This is a genomic window from Streptomyces sp. NPDC049541 (genome assembly GCF_044465725.1).
Taxonomy (GTDB): Bacteria; Actinomycetota; Actinomycetes; order Streptomycetales; family Streptomycetaceae; genus Streptomyces.
In genome coordinates this window covers 165,600-182,840 of sequence record NZ_JBITLY010000012.1, presented here as the reverse complement: position 1 = coordinate 182,840, position 17,241 = coordinate 165,600, and the positions used below count along the sequence as shown (strand labels likewise).

Sequence of the window (17,241 nt, the reverse complement as noted above, 5' to 3'; positions counted from 1 at the left end):
GGGACCTCTCAGTCGGTGGTCGAGAAGGAGTCGAAGACGGCTGTGGTGGTCTGGCCGGGGTGGTCCAGGTTGACGGCGCTCGCGACCATTCCGGCGTCGAGGCCGCCGACAGCCGCGGACGGCACGGTCGCGGTTCCGATCCACTGCCAGGTGGCGCCGTCGGCGCTGGCGTACGCCGTGTAGGCGGTCCCGTCGCGCGTGAGCCTGAGCCAGGCCGGGTGGTACGAGGAGCCGCCACCGGCCCAGGTGTCGAGCTTCCCGTCGCCGTCGCTGTCGGTCATGAACTCCACGCCGTAGCTTCTGGACATGGTCAGCACCGCGTAGCCGCCCTTCTCCGGGGCGGTCAGGTCATCGGCGAGGGCGATCCCGGCCTTGGCGGAGGGTCCGCTGCCGGTCTGCTCGACGAGGCGGGCGGTGACGCTGCCGGAGGCGGACACGGCGTCCGGGACATGGAGGGCGGCCTTCTCGTCCTTCCAGCCGGCCAGGTCCTGACCGCCCGCCCAGATCGCGAACTGGTCGCCGTTCTGGGCGTATTGGGCGCCGTCGGCGGTGGCGAACGTCCGGTACGGGGGCCTGACCGCCGACGGCACGGGGGTGACGTCGGCGGTCATCGTGTCGCCGTCGTGGCGGGTCCGGCCGCCCTGCCGGAAGGAGGTGCGCACGCCGATGTCGTACGGCCCCCAGGCCGTACCGGCGGACGGGGTGACACGCCAGGTGACCTTGGAGCTCTCGCCCGGAGCAAGGGAGCCGGTGCGCGTCGGCCCCTCCGCCTCGGCGGTCCAGCCGTGCGGCAGACACAGCCCGGTGGTGACCTGGGTGACCGGCTTGGAACCAGAGTTGGTGACGGTCGCGGTGATCTCCGTTGCGTGGCCGGTCGGCAGATTCGGGCGGTACGGGGTCAGCCGGACGCGCGCCGAGGGGCAGTCGCGGGCCACGCCGAGGCCGGCGAGGTCGACCGCGTCGGCGAACGCCTTCATCCCGTTGTCGTTGGGATGCAGATGGTCACCCGAGTCGAAGGCGGCGGCGTAGCGGGTGGGGTCGTCCGGATCCCGTACCGCTTTGTCGAAGTCGGCGTAGCCGTCGAAGACGCCGCCGTCGCGGACGAACGCGTTCACCTTCTGCCGGTCGGCCTCCTTGGCCTCGGTCCAGTGGTCGCCCCAGCCCCGGTACGGGACGACGGTCGCGCCGATCATCCGCAGCCCGCGGGCATGGGCGCGGTGGGCGATCTCCTTCATGCCGTCGATCACCTGGTCGCCGGTTGCACCACCCCAGCTGAGGTCGTTGACGCCCTCGAAGAGGATCACCGTGCGGGCGCCCGGCTGGGGCAGCACATCGCGCTCCAGCCGGTCCAGGGCCGAGGGATTGCCGTCGGCCCTGGCCGTGATGCGGTTCCCGCTGATGCCTTCGTTCAGCACCCCGGCGCTGGAGGTGCAGGCCGCCAGCCGAGTCGCCAGGTAGTCGGGCCAGCGCCGGTTCGCGTCAGCGGTGGAGGCGGCCCCGTCGGTGATGGAGTCACCGAGCGCGACCACGGAGCCCCGTGCCGCCCCGCCCCGCACGTCGACACCGGTGAGGAAGGGGAAGGTGGTGTCGGTCCTGGTGAACGCGCCGCCATCGGCGTCTCCGGCGTGGTCGCCGCTGCCGTCGGGCGACCAGTAGACGGTCTGGAGCCCCATCCAGTGCTGGCTGACGTGGGTGAGTATGCCGGGGAAGTACAGGCTGACCACCAGGTCGCTTCGGGCGGCGACGGGAATCCGTAACCCGTCGCTCGCCGCCTGCCCGTGGGCCGGGATCGTCACGGCTCTCTTTCCGCCGAACGTGAGGTCGCGCGGGCCGGACACGGACGAGCCGCCCGCCCGCCGCCCCGCGGTCGCGTGCCCGATCATCACCGGCTGGTCGGTGAACTCGTTGGTCAACCGGATCCGGACGCTTGTCCCTCCCGCGCTGACGTGCACCGGGATCCGCACGGTCACCTCGGAGGTGCCCGGGTCGTACGAGGCGTGCTGCGCGGTCGCCCAAGTCCCTGTCCACGGCTGCGTTCGGGACTCGGCCTCAGCGGAAGCTGCCGGCAGCAGGGCCGCCAGTACGGCCCCCACGGCCGCGAATCTTCGGTGCGTGAGCGGGTGTCCAAGCGGTCCGAGCATGGGTTCTCCCCTTCGTCCGGCGTTCCCGGGATGTGCTCCCACCGCTTGTCCGCGTCGGGGCATCAGGCACCGCCCCCACAGCTCAGCCTGGCGTCCGCCCAGTCCGCGTGGTCGAGGGCGTTGCCGTCCCCGCCGTCCGAGACGACGAGTTCGAGCCGCCGGGCCCCGGTGACATCCACGTCGACCGTCCTGGTCGCCGTGTCGCGGTCGACGATTCCGCTCTCGTAGACGGTCACGCCGTCGGCGACGACGCTGTAGGCGACCGTGGCCGGACCGTCCGGCCGGCCGTACGTCTCCTGGTCCAGGCCCAGTGCCGCCGTGAACCTCGTGCAGGTACCGCCGAGCCACACCCGCACGGAGCCGGCCGCGTGCATGCCGAGCCCCTTGGCGTAGGTGACGTCGTGCAGCCGCAGCGGCAGTCCGTCGCCCTGCGCGTTCTCGCCGTTGGACCGGTCGCGTTCGACCGGTCCCCAGCCGTTGCTCGACGACTGGAAGGGCAGATCGCTGACGTAGTGCTCGCCGACGGTGAGCGGGGGCGGCTGGGCCGAGAGCACCTCCTCGCCGGTGACCGAGCCTGTGGCAGAGCCGCGGGTGAAGCGTGCCGTGGCGCGCAGCACGGTGACGGTGCCGGTCTTCTGGTCGTCGGGCACGGTGACCGTCCAGGCCGCCTCGGCCGACCGGCCGGGCTTCAGGGTGCCCAGCCCCACCGGGGTGTCCGGGCTCGCACTCCAGCCGTCGGGGAGGCCGAGCGACAGAAAGGCCCCGTGCAGCGTGCGGCCGTCGCGCGGAACCGCCAGCGCGGCCGTGACCCGGTAGTGGCCGCCCGGCTCGACGGTGTCGGGGGCGTCGACCCTTACTCGGGCCGGAACCGTGGGATCGGCGTACCGGCCGCGGTCGTACGCGGGCGACGCCACGTCGGCGACCCGCAGAGAAGAGGAGACGTTGCCCAGGGTCGTCAGGCTCACCTTGCCGAGGCCGCCGCTCTTCGCGTCCTCGCTCCAGGAGGCGATGGCGATGGTGTTCCTGCCGTCGGTGCGCAGGATGCCGTTGGGGACGGGGAACGTGTGCTGCGGTCCGGTGTCGTTGACGTACTGGCCCATCAGCCAGCCGTTGACGTAGATCAGCGCGCGGTAGTTGCGCTGAGGGTCGTCCGTGATGGTGACGCCGACGGAGACGTCCTGGCCCTTGGGCAGCCCGGGGTCGAAGGTGGTGCGGTACCAGGCGAGCCCGGGGGCGGTGCCGGCGGCCGGCAGGGTGGCAGGGGCCCAGGAGTGGTCCGGGTAGCCGGGCAGGGTCCAGCCCGAACGCTCCCCGTACAGGCCGCCGTTGTTCATCTGCCCGCGTACGGGGTCGACGGGCTGCTCACCGTCCCTGGCGCCCTGGATGCGCCAGGTGATCTGCGCGTCGGAGCCGGAGAGGTACGCCTCGGTCAGGCCGCGCGGCTGCTTGTGGTCGTCGCTGTTCCAGGTGAAGTCCTCGTTGTGGCCCATCGTGCCGACGAGGACGGAGACCACGTTGTCCGCTCCGTTCTTCAGCAGGCCGTCGGGGAGGGCGAAGGTGTGGCGGCCGGTCTGGCCGGTGCCGGCGAACCGGCCGTTGATCCACACCGAGTAGACGCCGACCGCCTTCGAGGAGGTGTCCGGGTTGGTGGCGAGAGCGGTGAGGGAGAGGGACTTCTCGGTGCCGGTGGCCTTGAAGTGGCCGCGGTACCAGACGTAGCCGTAGTGGTAGCCGTACTCGTCCTGGTAGAGGACGGGCAGGGTGCCAGGTTGGGTCGGGTTGTCCGTGGTCAGTCTGTCGGCGTAGGTCCAGGAGGAGTCGTCGAAGTCCGGGGCGGACTCGGGGTTCTCGGCGGATGTCCTCCAGTCGGTCAGTTCGGGAAGGGTGAGCTTCCGGGGGCCGGGGATCCTGCCGAGCAGACTGCCGGAGGAGGTGCGTTCGGTGGTTACCGCGGTGCCGTTCCAGGTGACCGTACGGACGCCGGGGGCCGCGAACACCTCCAGCGGGCCGGGCTTCGCGGCGTCGCCGGTGAGGGCGAGGGTGGAGCCGTGGACGACGGACGCACGGACCAGCTCGCTGCCGCGGACCAGGGTCGTGCCGTCCGGCCGCCAGAAACCGGCCGCCTCTGCGTCGGTGGCGATGAGCAGCAGCAGGTCGGGGCGGCCACCGCCGTGGACGAGGAGCCTGGTCAGGCCCTTGTGGTCGTAGTCCAGCCGGAGATCGCCGCGCTGGGCGTCCCAGGTGCTTGTGGCGGCCCCGTCGAGCACCGTGACCTCCGGCTTCGAGGCGTACCGCAGCACCGTCTGCCCGGGGTCGCCGTCGGCGCCGTACAGGACGGCCACGTCCGCGCCGCCGGCCTTCGTGCTGGTCATCAACTCGCTGGTGGAGTAGACGAGCCGTTGGCCGCCGAGGTCGTAGCCGGCGACGAGGATCTTGCCGGTCTGCCCGTTCAACCGCACGCTCACCGGATAGGTGCCGTCCGGGGTCTTCCAGTCGAAGGACGTGTTCGCGTCGGAGCCGGCCATGCGGTCGGTGTGCCGGACGTACAGGAACTGCGTCTTCGTGCTGGGGTTGGCGCGCGCCTCCACGTGCACGGCGTCGTCGGACGGTGTGGGCGCGTTCGCCGGTTCGGTGGCCGTGAGCGGGGCGGTGGTGGTGTAGAAGAGGCCCTGCCGCTTCAGCTCGTCGTAGTCGGCGCCGGTCTGCCGGGCCTCGGTGATCGGGGCGCCGTAGTCGTACGACGTGTAGACCTGCCGCGGGTCGGCGAGCCAGCCCCAGTTGGTGCCGCCGTAGGTCATGTACAGGTTCTGGACCGTGGTGCCCTGCATGATCTCGTGCTTGTCGACGATCTTCGCGTAGGGGGGTCCCATCTTCTTGCGGCACTCGTCATAGCCGGTGTCGCCCCAGGTCTGGAACCAGCCGGTGCCAGCCTCGAAGACGGCGAGGGGTTTGGTCTCGTCCTGGCGCTTGAGCGTGGGCAGCCACCACTGGCCCTTGCAGAAGGAGTTGTACTGGTCGAGTTCGCCGACGAAGTCGAGCCCGTCGCCGCCCGCGTACTGGGCGTTCGGCTCGTTGCCGACGAGCGGGACGGTGATGCCGTCGGAGCGGACCTGCTTGCTCAGGTCGACGATGTACGGTCGGCCGTCGGGGTCGTAGAGCTCGTTCTCCACCTGGTAGAGCAGGACCGGTCCGGTGCCGTTGCTGACCTGGTGGCGGGCGAGGATCCGGTCGATGTGGCGCAGCCACTCGTGTGCCGCGGCCAGGTAGTCGGGAGCCGTGGAGCGGGCGCGGCCCTTCTGTGTCATCAGCCAGCCGGGGAAACCGCCGCCGTCCGTCTCGGCGTTGATGTACGGGCCGGGGCGCGCGATGACGTACAGCCCCGCGTCCCGGGCCATGTCGAGCAGCTTGTCGACATCCCGGACACCGGAGAAGTCGTACCGTCCCGGCGCGGGGGAGTGGTAGGCCCAGTCGAAGTAGATCGACACGGCGTTCATCCCGTCGGCCTTCATCTTCTGCAGCACGTCACGCCACAGACCGGGACTGGGCAGTCGCCAGTAGTGGAACTCGCCGGACCAGAGCAGGACGCGTCTGCCGTCGACGGTCACGGAGTAGCGGTCGTAGGCGATGTCGTGGGTCGAGGCGGGGGCTGCTGCGGCCGGCGCCCGGTCCGGCGGTTCGGCCGCCGCACGGGCCGGCGCCGTGGACACGAACGCGGTCAGCAGCAGGGCAGACGCGAGACCGGCCAGAGCGGCACGCCATCGCTTCGCGGGGCTCATCCGTTGCCTCCCGTGCAGGTCAGGTGGGCGGCGGCCCAGTCGGCGTGGTCCGTGGAGTTGTCCCCGACGCTGTCCACCGTCAGGTCCAGCCAGCGGGCGCCGGTGACGTCCGCGTCGACCGGCGTGCCGGGGTCGGAGCCTCGGAGGGTCGAGGTCGTGAAGAGGTCGCGCCCGTCCGCGGTGACTTTGAACGAGACGCTCCCGCCGTCCCCGACCTCGTCGTCCACACCGACGGTGGCCGTGAACCGGGTACAGACGCCGCCGAGATGGACGCGGACCTGGCTGTCGGCGTGCACGCCCAGGCCCTTCGCGTACGTCGTGCCGGCGATGGTCAGGGCGTGTCCGTCACCGGCCGCGTTCTCGCCGTTGGAGTGGTCCTTCTCGACCGGGCCCCAGCCGTTGAGGGCCCGCACGAGCGGCAGATCGCTCACGTACACGTCCCCGGCGGGTGCGGGCGGCGGTACCTGGACGGCCCGTTCACCGGTGGTCTGCGCGGTGCGTCCGTCCTGCCGATAGGAGGCGGTCGCTGGCAGCAGGGCGTACGGCACGGTGTCCGCGGGCGCAGTGACCGTGTACACGGTCGTGACCGTGGCACCGGGGGCGACCCGGTCGAAGTGTGTCGGGCTGTTGGCCTTGGCCGTCCAGCCGTCTGGGGCCTTCAGCGACAGGTCCACGTCGCGTGCGGCCTTCTCGGGGACGTGGAAGGAGACGGTCGCCCGGCCCGCGCTCAGGAAGGGCTCCGCGGTCACGGTCACGCGAGCATCGGTCGGCGGGTTCGCGTACGTCTTCGGGTCGTACGACGGTGCCGGCACCGTCCCGATGGGGATGCCGCCGGCGCTCGCGCCGAGGTCGACGAGGCGTGCGGAGCCGGGCCCGGAGCCGTCGTGCGTGGACCAGACCGCGAGGGCGATGGTGTTGGTGCCGTGCTCGTCGAGCAGACCGCTCGGGATGTCGAAACGGGACTGCGGACCGGTGTCGGCGAGATAGCGGCCGATGAGCCAGCCGTTCACGAAGATCTGGGCCCGGTAGCCCTTGCCGCCCTTCCCGTCGGCGAGTTCGAGGGCGAGGGGTGTGTCCTGGCCGCGGGGCAGGTCGAGCCGGGCCGTGGTGCGGTACCAGCGCACGCCAGGGCCGGACCTCGTGGACTGCGCGGCGAGGGTCGTACGAGTCCAGGATCCGTCCGGGTAGCCGGGCAGGGACCAGCCGGAACGCTCGCCGTACAGGCCGCCGTTGTTGTAGCCGCCGCGTGCCGTGTCGAGGGGGTGTTCGCCGCCTCGGGTGCCCTGGATCATCCAGGTGATGGTGGAGTCGGCGCCGATCAGGTCGGCGGAGAGCAGTCCGCGCGGTTCCTTGGAGTAGTCGTGACCCCATTCCTCGTTGTGGCCGGCGTTCTCGACGAGGGCGGAGAGCACGTTGTCGCCGCCGTCCGCGAGGGCCCCGTCGGGGATGTCGAAGGTGTGTCTGCCGTCGCCGGATCGGCCGAGGTAGCGACCGTTGAGCCAGGCCGCGTAGATGCCGTGCGGCCCGGTGTTCGCGTTGAGGATCACCGCGCTCGTGCGGCCCGTGGTGCGGAAGCGGCCCCGGTACCAGACGTCGCCCTGGTGGAAGCCGTACTCGTCCATGGCGAGGACGGGGGTGTACCCGGCGAGATCCGGATTGTTGGCGGTGAGATGGTCGGCGACGGTCCACGCCGAGTCGTCGAAGTCGGGTGCGGACTCGGGGTTCTCGGCCCGCGTCCGCCACTCGTCGAAGGCGGGGAGTTTCACCGGGCGGGGCGCGGAGGTGACCGTGGTGCGGTGTCCGTTCCACGTCACGTGCGTGGCGTCGGCGATGACCTCGATCCTCGCGGCCTTCGTGGAGTCGCCGGTCAACTTCAGCGCTCCGTGGTCGACTTGCGCGGTACGGAGGAGGGACGGGCCCCGCACGAGCACCGGCCCGGCGCCGGTGTCCTGGCGCCACCACTGCGCGGTCTCCCGGTCGTCGGCGATGAGCAGGACGAGATCGCCCACGCGTACCCGGATGAGGCCTTGATGGGTGTAGTTCAGCCGCAGGTCACCGCGTGCGGCGTCCCAGGTGGCGTCTGCCTTGCCGTCCAGGACGGTGACCTTGGGCCTGGACCCGTACCGCAGGACGGTCTCTCCCGCCTCACCCCTTCTCCCGTACAGCAGAGCCACGTCATCGGCGCCGATCCGGGCGTGGGTCATGATCTCAGAGGTGGAGTAGACGAGCCGCTGCCGCTCGAGGTCATAGCCGGCGACCAGGATCTTGGCATCCCGGCCGGCGAGTGTGACGGTGCCCTGCTGCGGGACGCGCGGGTAGTCGCCGTCCCGGCCGGCCAGGGAGAAGGTGGTGGTGCCGGTGGACTTCACCCGGGTGTCGGCGTGCCGGAGGGTGAGGAACTGGGTGCCGTCGTCGGGGTTCACCCTGCGGTCGATCCGCAGGGCGTCGTCGCTCGGCGCGGGCGCCGGGGCCCTGTCCGTTCGGGCCAGCGGCTTCACCGCGTTGACGAAGTAGCCGAGCCGCTTGAACTCCTGGTATTTGTCAGTCAGTTGCCGTGACTCGGTGATCGGTGCGCCGTAGTCGTAGGACGTGTAGACGGCGTTGGGATCGGCGAGCCAGCCCCAGTTGGTGCCGCCGTACGTCATGTAGAAGGACTGGCCGGTGACGCCCGCGGCGATGTTCATCTTGCTGAGCACACGGGTGAAGGCCGTACTGGTGAGCTCGCGGCAGGCGTGGTAGCCGGAGCCGCCCCACGGGTCGAAGGCGCCGCCCTGTGCCTCGGGGATGATCAGGGGGGACTCGGGCTTGAAGTCGTTGACGTAGGAATAGTCGGGCAGGTCCTTCCAGGCGTCGGGGGCGGAGCAGTCGAAGCCCTGCGGGTAGGCGTCGAAGCCGTAGATGTCCGGGGCGCCCTTGCCGCTGACCCAGTTCCGGTTGGGGCCGCCGTCGTTGACGAAGGTCGGGACCTCGATGCCGTCCTCACGCGCCCAGTCGATGAGCGTCTGCATGTAGTCGGGGGACAGGCCGCCGCCCTGGTACTCGTTCTCGACCTGGTAAAGGATCACCGAGCCCGTGCCGTGGGTGAGTTGGTGACGGGCGATGATCGGGTTGATGCGGCTCATCCACTCCCGGGCGTCCTTCATGTACCCCTCGTCGGAGGTGCGGTTCACGCCCGTGTGCGTCTTGCGCCAGGCGGGTAAGCCGCCGCCGGAGACCTCGGCGTTGATGTACGGGCCCGGGCGGGCGATCACGTACAGGCCCGCGCGTTCGGCCTCGTCGAGGAGCCGCTCGACATCGCGGACGCCGGTGAAGTCGTAGGAGCCGGGGGCGGTGGAGTGGTAGCCCCAGTCGAAGTACAGGGACACGGAGTTGAATCCGGCGGCCTTGATCTTCTGCAGCACGTCGCGCCAGGCATCGGGGCTGGGCAGGCGGAAGTAGTGGAGCTCGGCGCCCCACAGGTACACCGGTTTGCCGTCGATGCGCACCGAGTACTGGTCGTAGCTGACGGTGTGCGCCTGTGGCGCGGAAGTCGGCGCCGTCCGGGGGGTGGCGGCCTGAACGGCGGGTGCGGTCAGGCAGCATGCGGCGAGCAGGGCGGCCGTGAGCGGCGCGAGCCAGGTTCTTCTCATGAGATCAGCGCCTTCACGACCGCGGCTCGCGCGGTCTCGACATCGGTGACGTTCTTCGTGCGGCCGTCGAGGTCGCGTGTCGCCGTGGTGAGGGCGTGGGTCAGGGCGTCGCCGTCGTTGGTGCCGCCGTCCTTCTTGCGCAGCTCTTGGATCAGTTCGAAGTCCTCGATGCCGTCCTTGAGTTGTTCCCAGCGGACACTGGACATCGGGCCGTTCCTGCCGGGATAGACCAGGTACTCGTCTCCTTGCGTGAAGATGTACACCGGCTGGCTGAAGGGATCGGACGTCCAGCTGTTGTACGACCAGCGCAGGAATCCGTCGAGGTGGCGCTGGGCGGCGATCCACGGCAGCATCCGGGCCTCTACGGCGGGGGAGTAGGACAGCGTGTTGGGGTGGGCGGGGGCGCCGTAGACGTAGAAGGTGGTGACCTTGCCCTCGGCCCGGCGCTGCTCGGCCTTCTCGGCCGTCATCTGGTCGATGGTGTCCCAGCTGACCGACAGGTCGGACGCGAGGTCGGCGGTGCCCGCCGAGCCGGCGACGGAGATCCTCGTGTCGAATTCGGGTGCGACCTCGTGGACGAAGTCCCTGACGACCGTCATGGATTCCACTGGCCGCTCGTCGAACGACAGATAGGTCCGGTCCAGCCAGCCCCTGCCTCGCAGGTGCTTGACGAAGGCGGGCAGGAAGGTCCCCCACGCCTCGCGCCAGCGGTCGCCGCCCAGGTCGACGTTCTGGTAGACGCTCTTGCCGGTCCGGGTGTCGGTGTAGGTGAGGTGTTCGCCGTCCTGGAACGCCAGCATGGAGAACGCCCCGATGCCCGGGCCGACGCCTGCCTTCAGTGCCGTGCGGACGTACCGGTCCCAGCGGGAGAAGTCGAAGGAGAACCGGGTGCCGTCCCACTCCCAGGCGACCATGCTGGAGTAGGGGGTGGCGGTCTGCGAGCGGCGGGTGCCCAGTGACCACTGGTGGTGCCAGGGGTTGTCGACGATGGTGGTGTTGACGACCTTCTGGCCGTGGCCCGCCAGGTCCTTGTCGTACGCCTCGATCAGCTTCCAGTGTTTGTCCGACCAGGGTTCGACGCCGCTGTTCAGTGCCATCGTCTCGGGCTGGGCCCATACGTCGAGGAAGAAGCCGTAGTCCTTCGCGTCCGGCACGGCGGCGTTGGCCACCTGGACGGAGAGCGGGTAGGCGACCTTGGTGCCGTCGTCGGCGGTCACCCTGACCGTGCCGCTGTAAGTGCCTGCGGTCGCGGTCTTCGGGATGTGGAAGGTGAACCAGAGCGGTTGTGCCGCGTAGGCGGGTACGTCGACCGACGAACCCTCCTGCAGCGCGTCGCCGACGACATCGGGATCGCGGTCGCCGGAGACCTCGGTCGGGGAGCTGACCTGGTCGATGGTGGCGGACCAGTCCATCTCGGTCTTGGAGCGCTGCACGGGCACGTACTTCACGAACCGGACCTGCGTCCCGGAGCCGGGGATCCTTGCCCCGCCGGGCCCGGTGAGGTCCCCGACGCTCGCCCGCACCTCGTGCAGGTCGTGTCCGGAGGCGATGGCCAGCTGGGCGGAGACCTGCTCGTTGCGGACGGCCGACAGGGACAGGTCCCTGGTGTCCTTGCCCTGGATGGCCCTTGTCGGGTAGCGGGGGACGCGCACCTCGGCGGAGGAGGCGAACGACCCGGTGGGTACCCAGGTGATCGTGCCCCTGGTGCCCATGGCGTCGGCGACCTTGACGGTCAGCCAGGTGGTCGTGGCTCTGTCGTTGACGTCCGTGGTGGATCTGCCGGTGCCGGCGATCGCCGTGGTCGTCGCGGCTATGACAACCCCGGCGACGAAGGCGGCGACGGCCGTCGGAACGCGTGACATGGTCCGGGCCCCTCTCGGGAAGTGACGGGGATTCATGAAGTGACGGTGAACGCCTTGAAGACCGCCTCCGTGGTGGACCCGGGGTGGTTGGCGTTGACGGCGCTGGCGACCAGCCCCGCGTCCTCGTTCGCGGCGGCGGACGGCACCTGCGCCGTGCCGACCGTCGTCCAGGTCTGGCCGTCCTTGCTGGTGTACGCGGTGTACGTGGTGCCGTCGCGGACCAGCCGCAGATGGGCCGGATAGTAGGTCGAGCCGCCGCCGGCCCAGGTGTCGAGGACGCCGTCGCCGTTGCTGTCGGTCATGAACTCCAGCCCGTAACCCCGTGTCATGGCCAGGACCGCGTAGCCGCCCTTCGCCGGGTCGGTGAGGTCGTTCGCGATCGCCAGCCCGGACTTGGCCGCCGGGCTGTCGCCGCTCTGCGAGACCAGTTCGGTCTGGACGGTGGAGTGCTCGCCCGCCGCGCCGTCCAGGTAGACGGCGCCTTTCTCGTCCTTCCAGCCGGACAGGTCCTGCCCGGCCGCCCAGATCGCGAACTGGTCGCCGGCCTGGGCGTATTGGGCGTCGGTGGTCTGCGTCGTACGGTAGGGATCGTGGACGGCGCCCGGGGCCGCTTCCAGCGTGGCGCGCACGGTGTCGTCGACGGTGACGGTCCTCCCGGCGGTGGTCTTGTAGGTCACCGTGCCCGTCAGGTCGTGGCCGCCCCATGTGGCGTCGGCGCCGGGGGTGACGGTCCAGGTGGTGGTGTACGCGGCACCCGGTGCCAGGGAGCGTGCGGTCGCAACGGCTGTGGGCTGCGCGGTCCAGTCGTCGGGCACGGTCAGGGAGGTGCGGACGGAACTGATGGCCGTGGCTCCCCAGTTGGTGGCCGTGGTGGTGACCTCGAAGGGCTTGCCGGACCCGGTGCTGGGCGCGTCCGGGCCGATCAGGACGGATGCGGCCGGGACGTCGTCGCGTTTCAGGGCCCGGATCGCTTTCAGGGCACCCTTGGCGCCGAGCTTCACGAACGTGGGCGTCACCCCGAGCGGCGCGGCGTATCCCTTGAGGGTCGCGGGGCCGTGCACGACCGTGCCCTGGTTGACGTCGAACCAGGCGCCGGACGGCAGGTACACCGTGCGGGTGGCGCCGGAGCCGAGCTTGGGCGCGGCCAGCACGGCAGGGCCGAGCATCCACTCGTCCGCGACCGTGTAACTCGCCTGGTCCTTCGGGAAGTCGAAGAAGAGCGGACGCATGATCGGGTCGCCGGTCTTGAGCGTGGCCTGCACCTGGTCCCAGATGTAGGGGGCCAGCCGTTCGTGCGCCTTGATGGCCGCTCTGTACAGGTCGATGGTCTGCTGGTCGTACGTCACCTTCCGGCCGGTGGTGACGTCGTTGGTCTCCACCGGTGAGGTGGAGGCGTACATCAGCGGCATCAGCGACGCCGACTGCGCCCACCGGATCAGGACGTCCTTGCTGGGAGCGGCCTGCCCGCCGGAGCCTCCGATCATGTCGGACTCGACGAACGGGTAGCCGATCGTGGAGATCGCCAGGTTCTGGCTGACCGATGCATTGAGGGAGTCCCAGCCGGTGCCCTTGTCGACCTGGCGGGTGACGAAGCCTGCCTGGTGGGCGGTGGAGTTCCAGTGGACCCGGATGCCGGCGCCCTGGAGGTCGTAGGTGTCGGCCAGTTGGGTGCCGAGCTTCTGGTAGTCCGTGGCCTGGTGGCCCTGGCGTGGAGCGCACTTCTCGTCGAAGAAGCGGGTGTCGAACTTCAGCCCGTCGATGCGGTACTTGTCCATCAGGGTCTGGACGTTGCCCTCGTACCAGGCCCTGGCGTCGGGGTTGGCCAGGTCGATGATCCCTGCCTGGCCGTTCCACCAGGTCACTTCGCACGGCTTGCTGGTGTCCTTGGCGTCCATGAGGAGATAGCCATGGTCGGCCGCGTACTGGTAGTTGGCGGAGTCGAGGTTGATCCACAGGGTGACCCAGAGGCCGAAGTCGAACCCCATGGCGTGGATCTTGTCGGACAGGTCCCTGGGATCGGGGAAGGTCTTGGGGTCCCAGGTCAGATTGCCGTAGTTCGACTCCCACTTGTCGTCGAGCTGGATGGTGTGCCCGCCCAGGCCGTTGTCGTGGAGCTCGGTGGCGTAGGCGAGCAGTTTCTCCTGGTCGACCTTGGTGTAGAACTGTGCCCAGGAGTTCCACAGCGGCTTGGCGTACTGCTCGTACGTGGCGTCGCTCTTGGCCGGTTTGCCGACGATGCCGATGTAGTCGCGGTAGACCGCGAGTGGCGTCGACTCGACGAAGACGGTGGCCTTGTACGTGCCGGCCGCGTCGACGGTGAAGCGGCCGAGGCCGTCCTTGCCGCCGTTGATGTTGACGTCCATGGTGTCGCCTGTGTCGACGCGCAGTCCGGTCGAGGCCGAGGTGTACCAGAACGGATCGATCATGTTGTACGAGGCGGGGCCGAAGCCGGTGTGCTGCACCTGACCGTTGTCCAGCGGCCAGGGCTGGTCGACGCCCGGTCCGCCCTGCGGTGTCTGCGCCTCGCCGTGGCCGTACCAGTGGCCGGCCGACGACAGGTCGTAGACGAGGCCGAGTTGCTTCGGGCCGCCGCCGTGGACGTCCCAGTCGAGCTGGTAGCGGTCGGCGCGGGGCGTGATCCGGGCCTCCACCGTGGCGCCGTCGAGCGTGCTGGCGGCGGTGATCGTCAGCACGCCGTGCTTCCAGGTCCAGCCCGTGACGCCGGTCGCGTGCTGCCAGGTGCCGTCGGCCGCGGTGAAGCGCAGGGCCCCGGTGTCGCCGGAGGCGGTGGCCAGCACGGTCTTCCGGGCGCGGCGCGTGGTCAGGGCGAGTTCGTCGGTGGCCACGTCGAGGGTGTAGCCAGGCGCGTCGGCGGAGGCCGGCACGGCGACCGTGACGGCATGCGCGGTGCGAGTGACCTTCGGAGCTGCGGTGGGGGCTGCGGCGGGGCGGGCGGAGGCTGTTGCCGCGGCGGTGGATCCAGTGACCGGCGCCACCAACAGGGCGGCGGTCAGGGCGGCAGCGATCAACAGGCCGCCGGGGCTGCTCGGTCGGGCGTGCACTCGGGTCCTCCTGTCGGACAGGACGGGGGCTCGGAAGCGACGGTGCGTGGTGCGGGTTGGTGTGCGGAGTGCACGGCCACGACGAGGGAGGCGCCGGGCAGGGTGCGCGATCTGCTTGATACTGCGTGCTCTTGCAAGAATCCAAGCGATTTCGCACATGCTCTTGCTGTGCTCGCCACCTGTCAACAGGTGGGGTACGTGGCCTCCCTGGTGCCCCCAGAGGTCTCGTCGGCAAGCTGTCGTGCCTGGTGGCGATCGGTTCCGGCGGGCGGCGAGAGGCCTCGACAGGCCCAGAAACCGTTTATAACGGCCGGGTAAATTCTGTCGCTTGCCGAGATGCGTCCGGCGGCGCGGGGGCGGCCCAGGATCGCGGTGGGCCAGATGGAGCGGATTGTCCGGGGTCAGCGCACAGGCCGAGACGAGGGTGGACCCGCCGCCGCACCGGTGCTGCCAACTGCCCACCAGTGCGGGGGATGTCGTCGGCCAGGCCGGCTGCACCCGTAGCCGGAGCGGCGAGGCCGAAACAGTGCCCTCGGGGCGCCCGAGCTTCGTCAAGGCCTGCCGTCAGGTGGCCTGGCGGCGCACCGCATGGCCGATGCGGGACGTGACGGCCCTTGACATCCTGCACGATTCATTGAGCATCATGTCGTTTGTTGATTGATCGTGCCGGAAAGCGAGCATAAAAAAGCAAGACCGCGAGCTTGCCATCAGACGGCACGCGTCAGTCGAAGCACGCGATGCGTGCGGCGAGCAGTCCGTGAAACGGCACCTCGCAGGCCTCGCCGGGGGACTCGCCCTGGCTCTGGCCATCACCGGATACGGCATGGGCAACTCCTCGGACAGCGGCGGATCCCTCGCTCACCGACCCGCACGTGGGGGACGCGCTGCTGCTCTCGCTGTACGTCGCCGGGGCGGCGACGCTGCTCACCCTGGCCGTCGGCCTGTCCGCCGCCTACTACACCGCCCGGCATCGCTTCCGCGGACGCGGCGCCTTCCTGCTGCTCGTACTCGTCACCCAGATGTTCGCGCCGACCGCCCTCCTGGTCGGCATCTACCGGGAGATGGTCAGTCTCGACCTGACCGACACCGCCGCGGGCCTCATCCTGGTGAACGCGGTCTTCAACCTGCCGTTCTGCGTGTGGATCCTCAACGCCTACTTCGCGAGCATCCCCCGGGAACTGGAGGAGGCTGCCTGGCTCGACGGCACCGGGCGGTTCGGCGCCCTCACCCGTGTCGTCCTACCCCTCGCGATACCTGGTGTGGTGACAGCGCTCGTCTACACCTTCATCGGCGCGTGGAACGAGTACGTGGTGGCGCTCACCGTCACCTCAACCAGCAACCGGATGACCCTGACCAGGGCGATCCCCGGCTTCGTCACCTCGTACCACGAGCAGTGGCAGTATCTGTTCGCATCGTGCCCGTGGTCGCGCTGTTCGTCTTCGTGGAGCGCCACCTGGTCGCCGGACTGACCGCGGGCGGTGTCCGGGGCTGACGCATGGGTGGGCCACCGGGGGCGACATGCCCAGTCAGGCGCGGATGACCTCGACCCCGGCAGCCGTGAACGACTCGGTCAGCTCGTCCGAGGCGGTCTTGTCGGTCACCAGGACGTCGATGTCCTCCACCGGGCAGATGCGGGCGAAGGCCCGCCTGTTCAGCTTGGAGGCGTCGGCGACCGCGACGACCTGCTGCGCGCGGCGGGCCAGCGCCCGGTTGATGCTGGCCTCACCCTCGTGGTGCGCGGTCGCCCCGTGGGCCAGGTCGATGGCATCCACCCCGATGAAGACCTGGTCCAGGGCGATCTCCGCGAGCAGTTCGGTGGCCAGCGGCCCGATCAACTCATAGGACGCCGGCCGGGCCACCCCGCCCGTCACCACGAGCTTCACATGGCGCCGTACGACCAGCTCGTTCGCGATGTTCAGGGCGTTGGTCACCACGGTGACCGCGGTCTCCGCACCGCCCGAACTCAGGTCGGCGCGGGTGGCCAGCGCCCGCGCCACCTCGGTGGTCGTGGTGCCGCCGTTCAGCCCCACCACGGCGCCGGCCTTCACCAGGGCGGCAGCCGCGTGCGCGATCCGCTCCTTCTCCGGGGCGTTGCGCGCGGCCTTGTAGCGCAGTGGCAGGTCATAGGCGATCGCGTTGATCACCGCTCCGCCGTGCGTACGGGTGACCATCTGCTGGCGGGCCAACTCGTCGAGGTCGCGCCTGATGGTCGCGGCGGAGACCCCCAACTCCTCTGCAGCCGGCTCGACCTCGATCCGCCCGTCCCGCGTCAGCATCTCGAGCAGCGCGCTCCACCTGGCCTGCGGTGCCGCCATGTCTCACAACTCTCTGTCGGTGGTGTACGCCACGTTGTGCGCACCTCCATGAAATTACAGCGCATGAATGGGTGTTTTATCCTCGCCAAACGAGCAAAAGGCTGCACCATCCCCAAGCCGTTCCTGCACCTTCGCTGCGCCGAGCGCAAGCGGAGGCCAGCAGAGACGTTGCCCCGCACGCTGCGTGGTGAGCTCGCCTGCCGCGACGGCGGGCCATCGGCGCCTTCAACGTGATCACCCCGGAGCACGCCGGCCGTGGTCACCGGCGCGGAAGCCGCGGGCTGCCAGATCAGCGACCAAGCCGCACGGATCCAGGGCAGGCACGCGACTTCCTGTCCGCCACCGGGGTTGACGCGCGTCGCGGTCGGCAGCTCGCACACGATGACCACGCGCACCGCCCCGGCTGGACCACGCGCTCATCGCCCGCCCCGCGGAAGCGCTGCGGCTGAGCCCCTT

7 protein-coding genes are annotated in these 17,241 nt (G+C 70.1%); 1 reads left to right on the top strand and 6 read right to left on the bottom strand.

All coding sequences use genetic code 11. From position 1 onward, the window contains the following. Positions 1 to 8 precede the first annotated feature (8 nt). The 5 genes from ACIBW9_RS35620 to ACIBW9_RS35600 all read right to left on the bottom strand — a co-directional run bounded on the left by ACIBW9_RS35620 (position 9) and on the right by ACIBW9_RS35600 (position 14,470). Positions 9 to 2,141, bottom strand: coding sequence for a GDSL-type esterase/lipase family protein (locus ACIBW9_RS35620; RefSeq protein WP_398961135.1), 2,133 nt, complete (start codon positions 2,139 to 2,141; stop codon positions 9 to 11). A 62-nt stretch (positions 2,142 to 2,203) separates the two neighbouring features. Beyond that, positions 2,204 to 5,917, bottom strand: coding sequence for a beta-galactosidase (locus ACIBW9_RS35615; RefSeq protein ID WP_398961134.1), 3,714 nt, complete (start codon positions 5,915 to 5,917; stop codon positions 2,204 to 2,206). Beyond that, positions 5,914 to 9,546: a beta-galactosidase gene (locus tag ACIBW9_RS35610; RefSeq protein ID WP_398961133.1), complete on the bottom strand. Its 3,633-nt coding sequence runs from the start codon at positions 9,544 to 9,546 to the stop codon at positions 5,914 to 5,916. The genes ACIBW9_RS35615 and ACIBW9_RS35610 overlap by 4 nt, the downstream gene beginning before the upstream one ends. Next, positions 9,543 to 11,408 (bottom strand): glycoside hydrolase domain-containing protein, encoded by a 1,866-nt coding sequence (locus ACIBW9_RS35605; protein WP_398961132.1) that lies wholly within the window; start codon positions 11,406 to 11,408, stop codon positions 9,543 to 9,545. Before ACIBW9_RS35605 ends, ACIBW9_RS35610 begins: the two co-directional genes overlap by 4 nt. 32 nt (positions 11,409 to 11,440) lie before the next feature. Continuing rightward, positions 11,441 to 14,470 (bottom strand): TIM-barrel domain-containing protein, encoded by a 3,030-nt coding sequence (locus ACIBW9_RS35600; RefSeq protein WP_398961131.1) that lies wholly within the window; start codon positions 14,468 to 14,470, stop codon positions 11,441 to 11,443. 872 nt (positions 14,471 to 15,342) lie between these two features. Between ACIBW9_RS35600 and ACIBW9_RS35595 the strand changes: the two genes are divergently transcribed. After that, a complete protein-coding gene (locus tag ACIBW9_RS35595) occupies positions 15,343 to 15,939 on the top strand; it encodes a carbohydrate ABC transporter permease (protein ID WP_398961130.1) in 597 nt (198 codons plus the stop codon). Between the two features lie 57 nt (positions 15,940 to 15,996). On the opposite strand, the gene ACIBW9_RS35590 is transcribed toward ACIBW9_RS35595, so the two are convergent. Further along, positions 15,997 to 16,785, bottom strand: a complete 789-nt coding sequence (locus ACIBW9_RS35590) for a DeoR/GlpR family DNA-binding transcription regulator (protein WP_398961129.1) — start codon at positions 16,783 to 16,785, stop codon at positions 15,997 to 15,999. Positions 16,786 to 17,241: the final 456 nt, after the last annotated feature.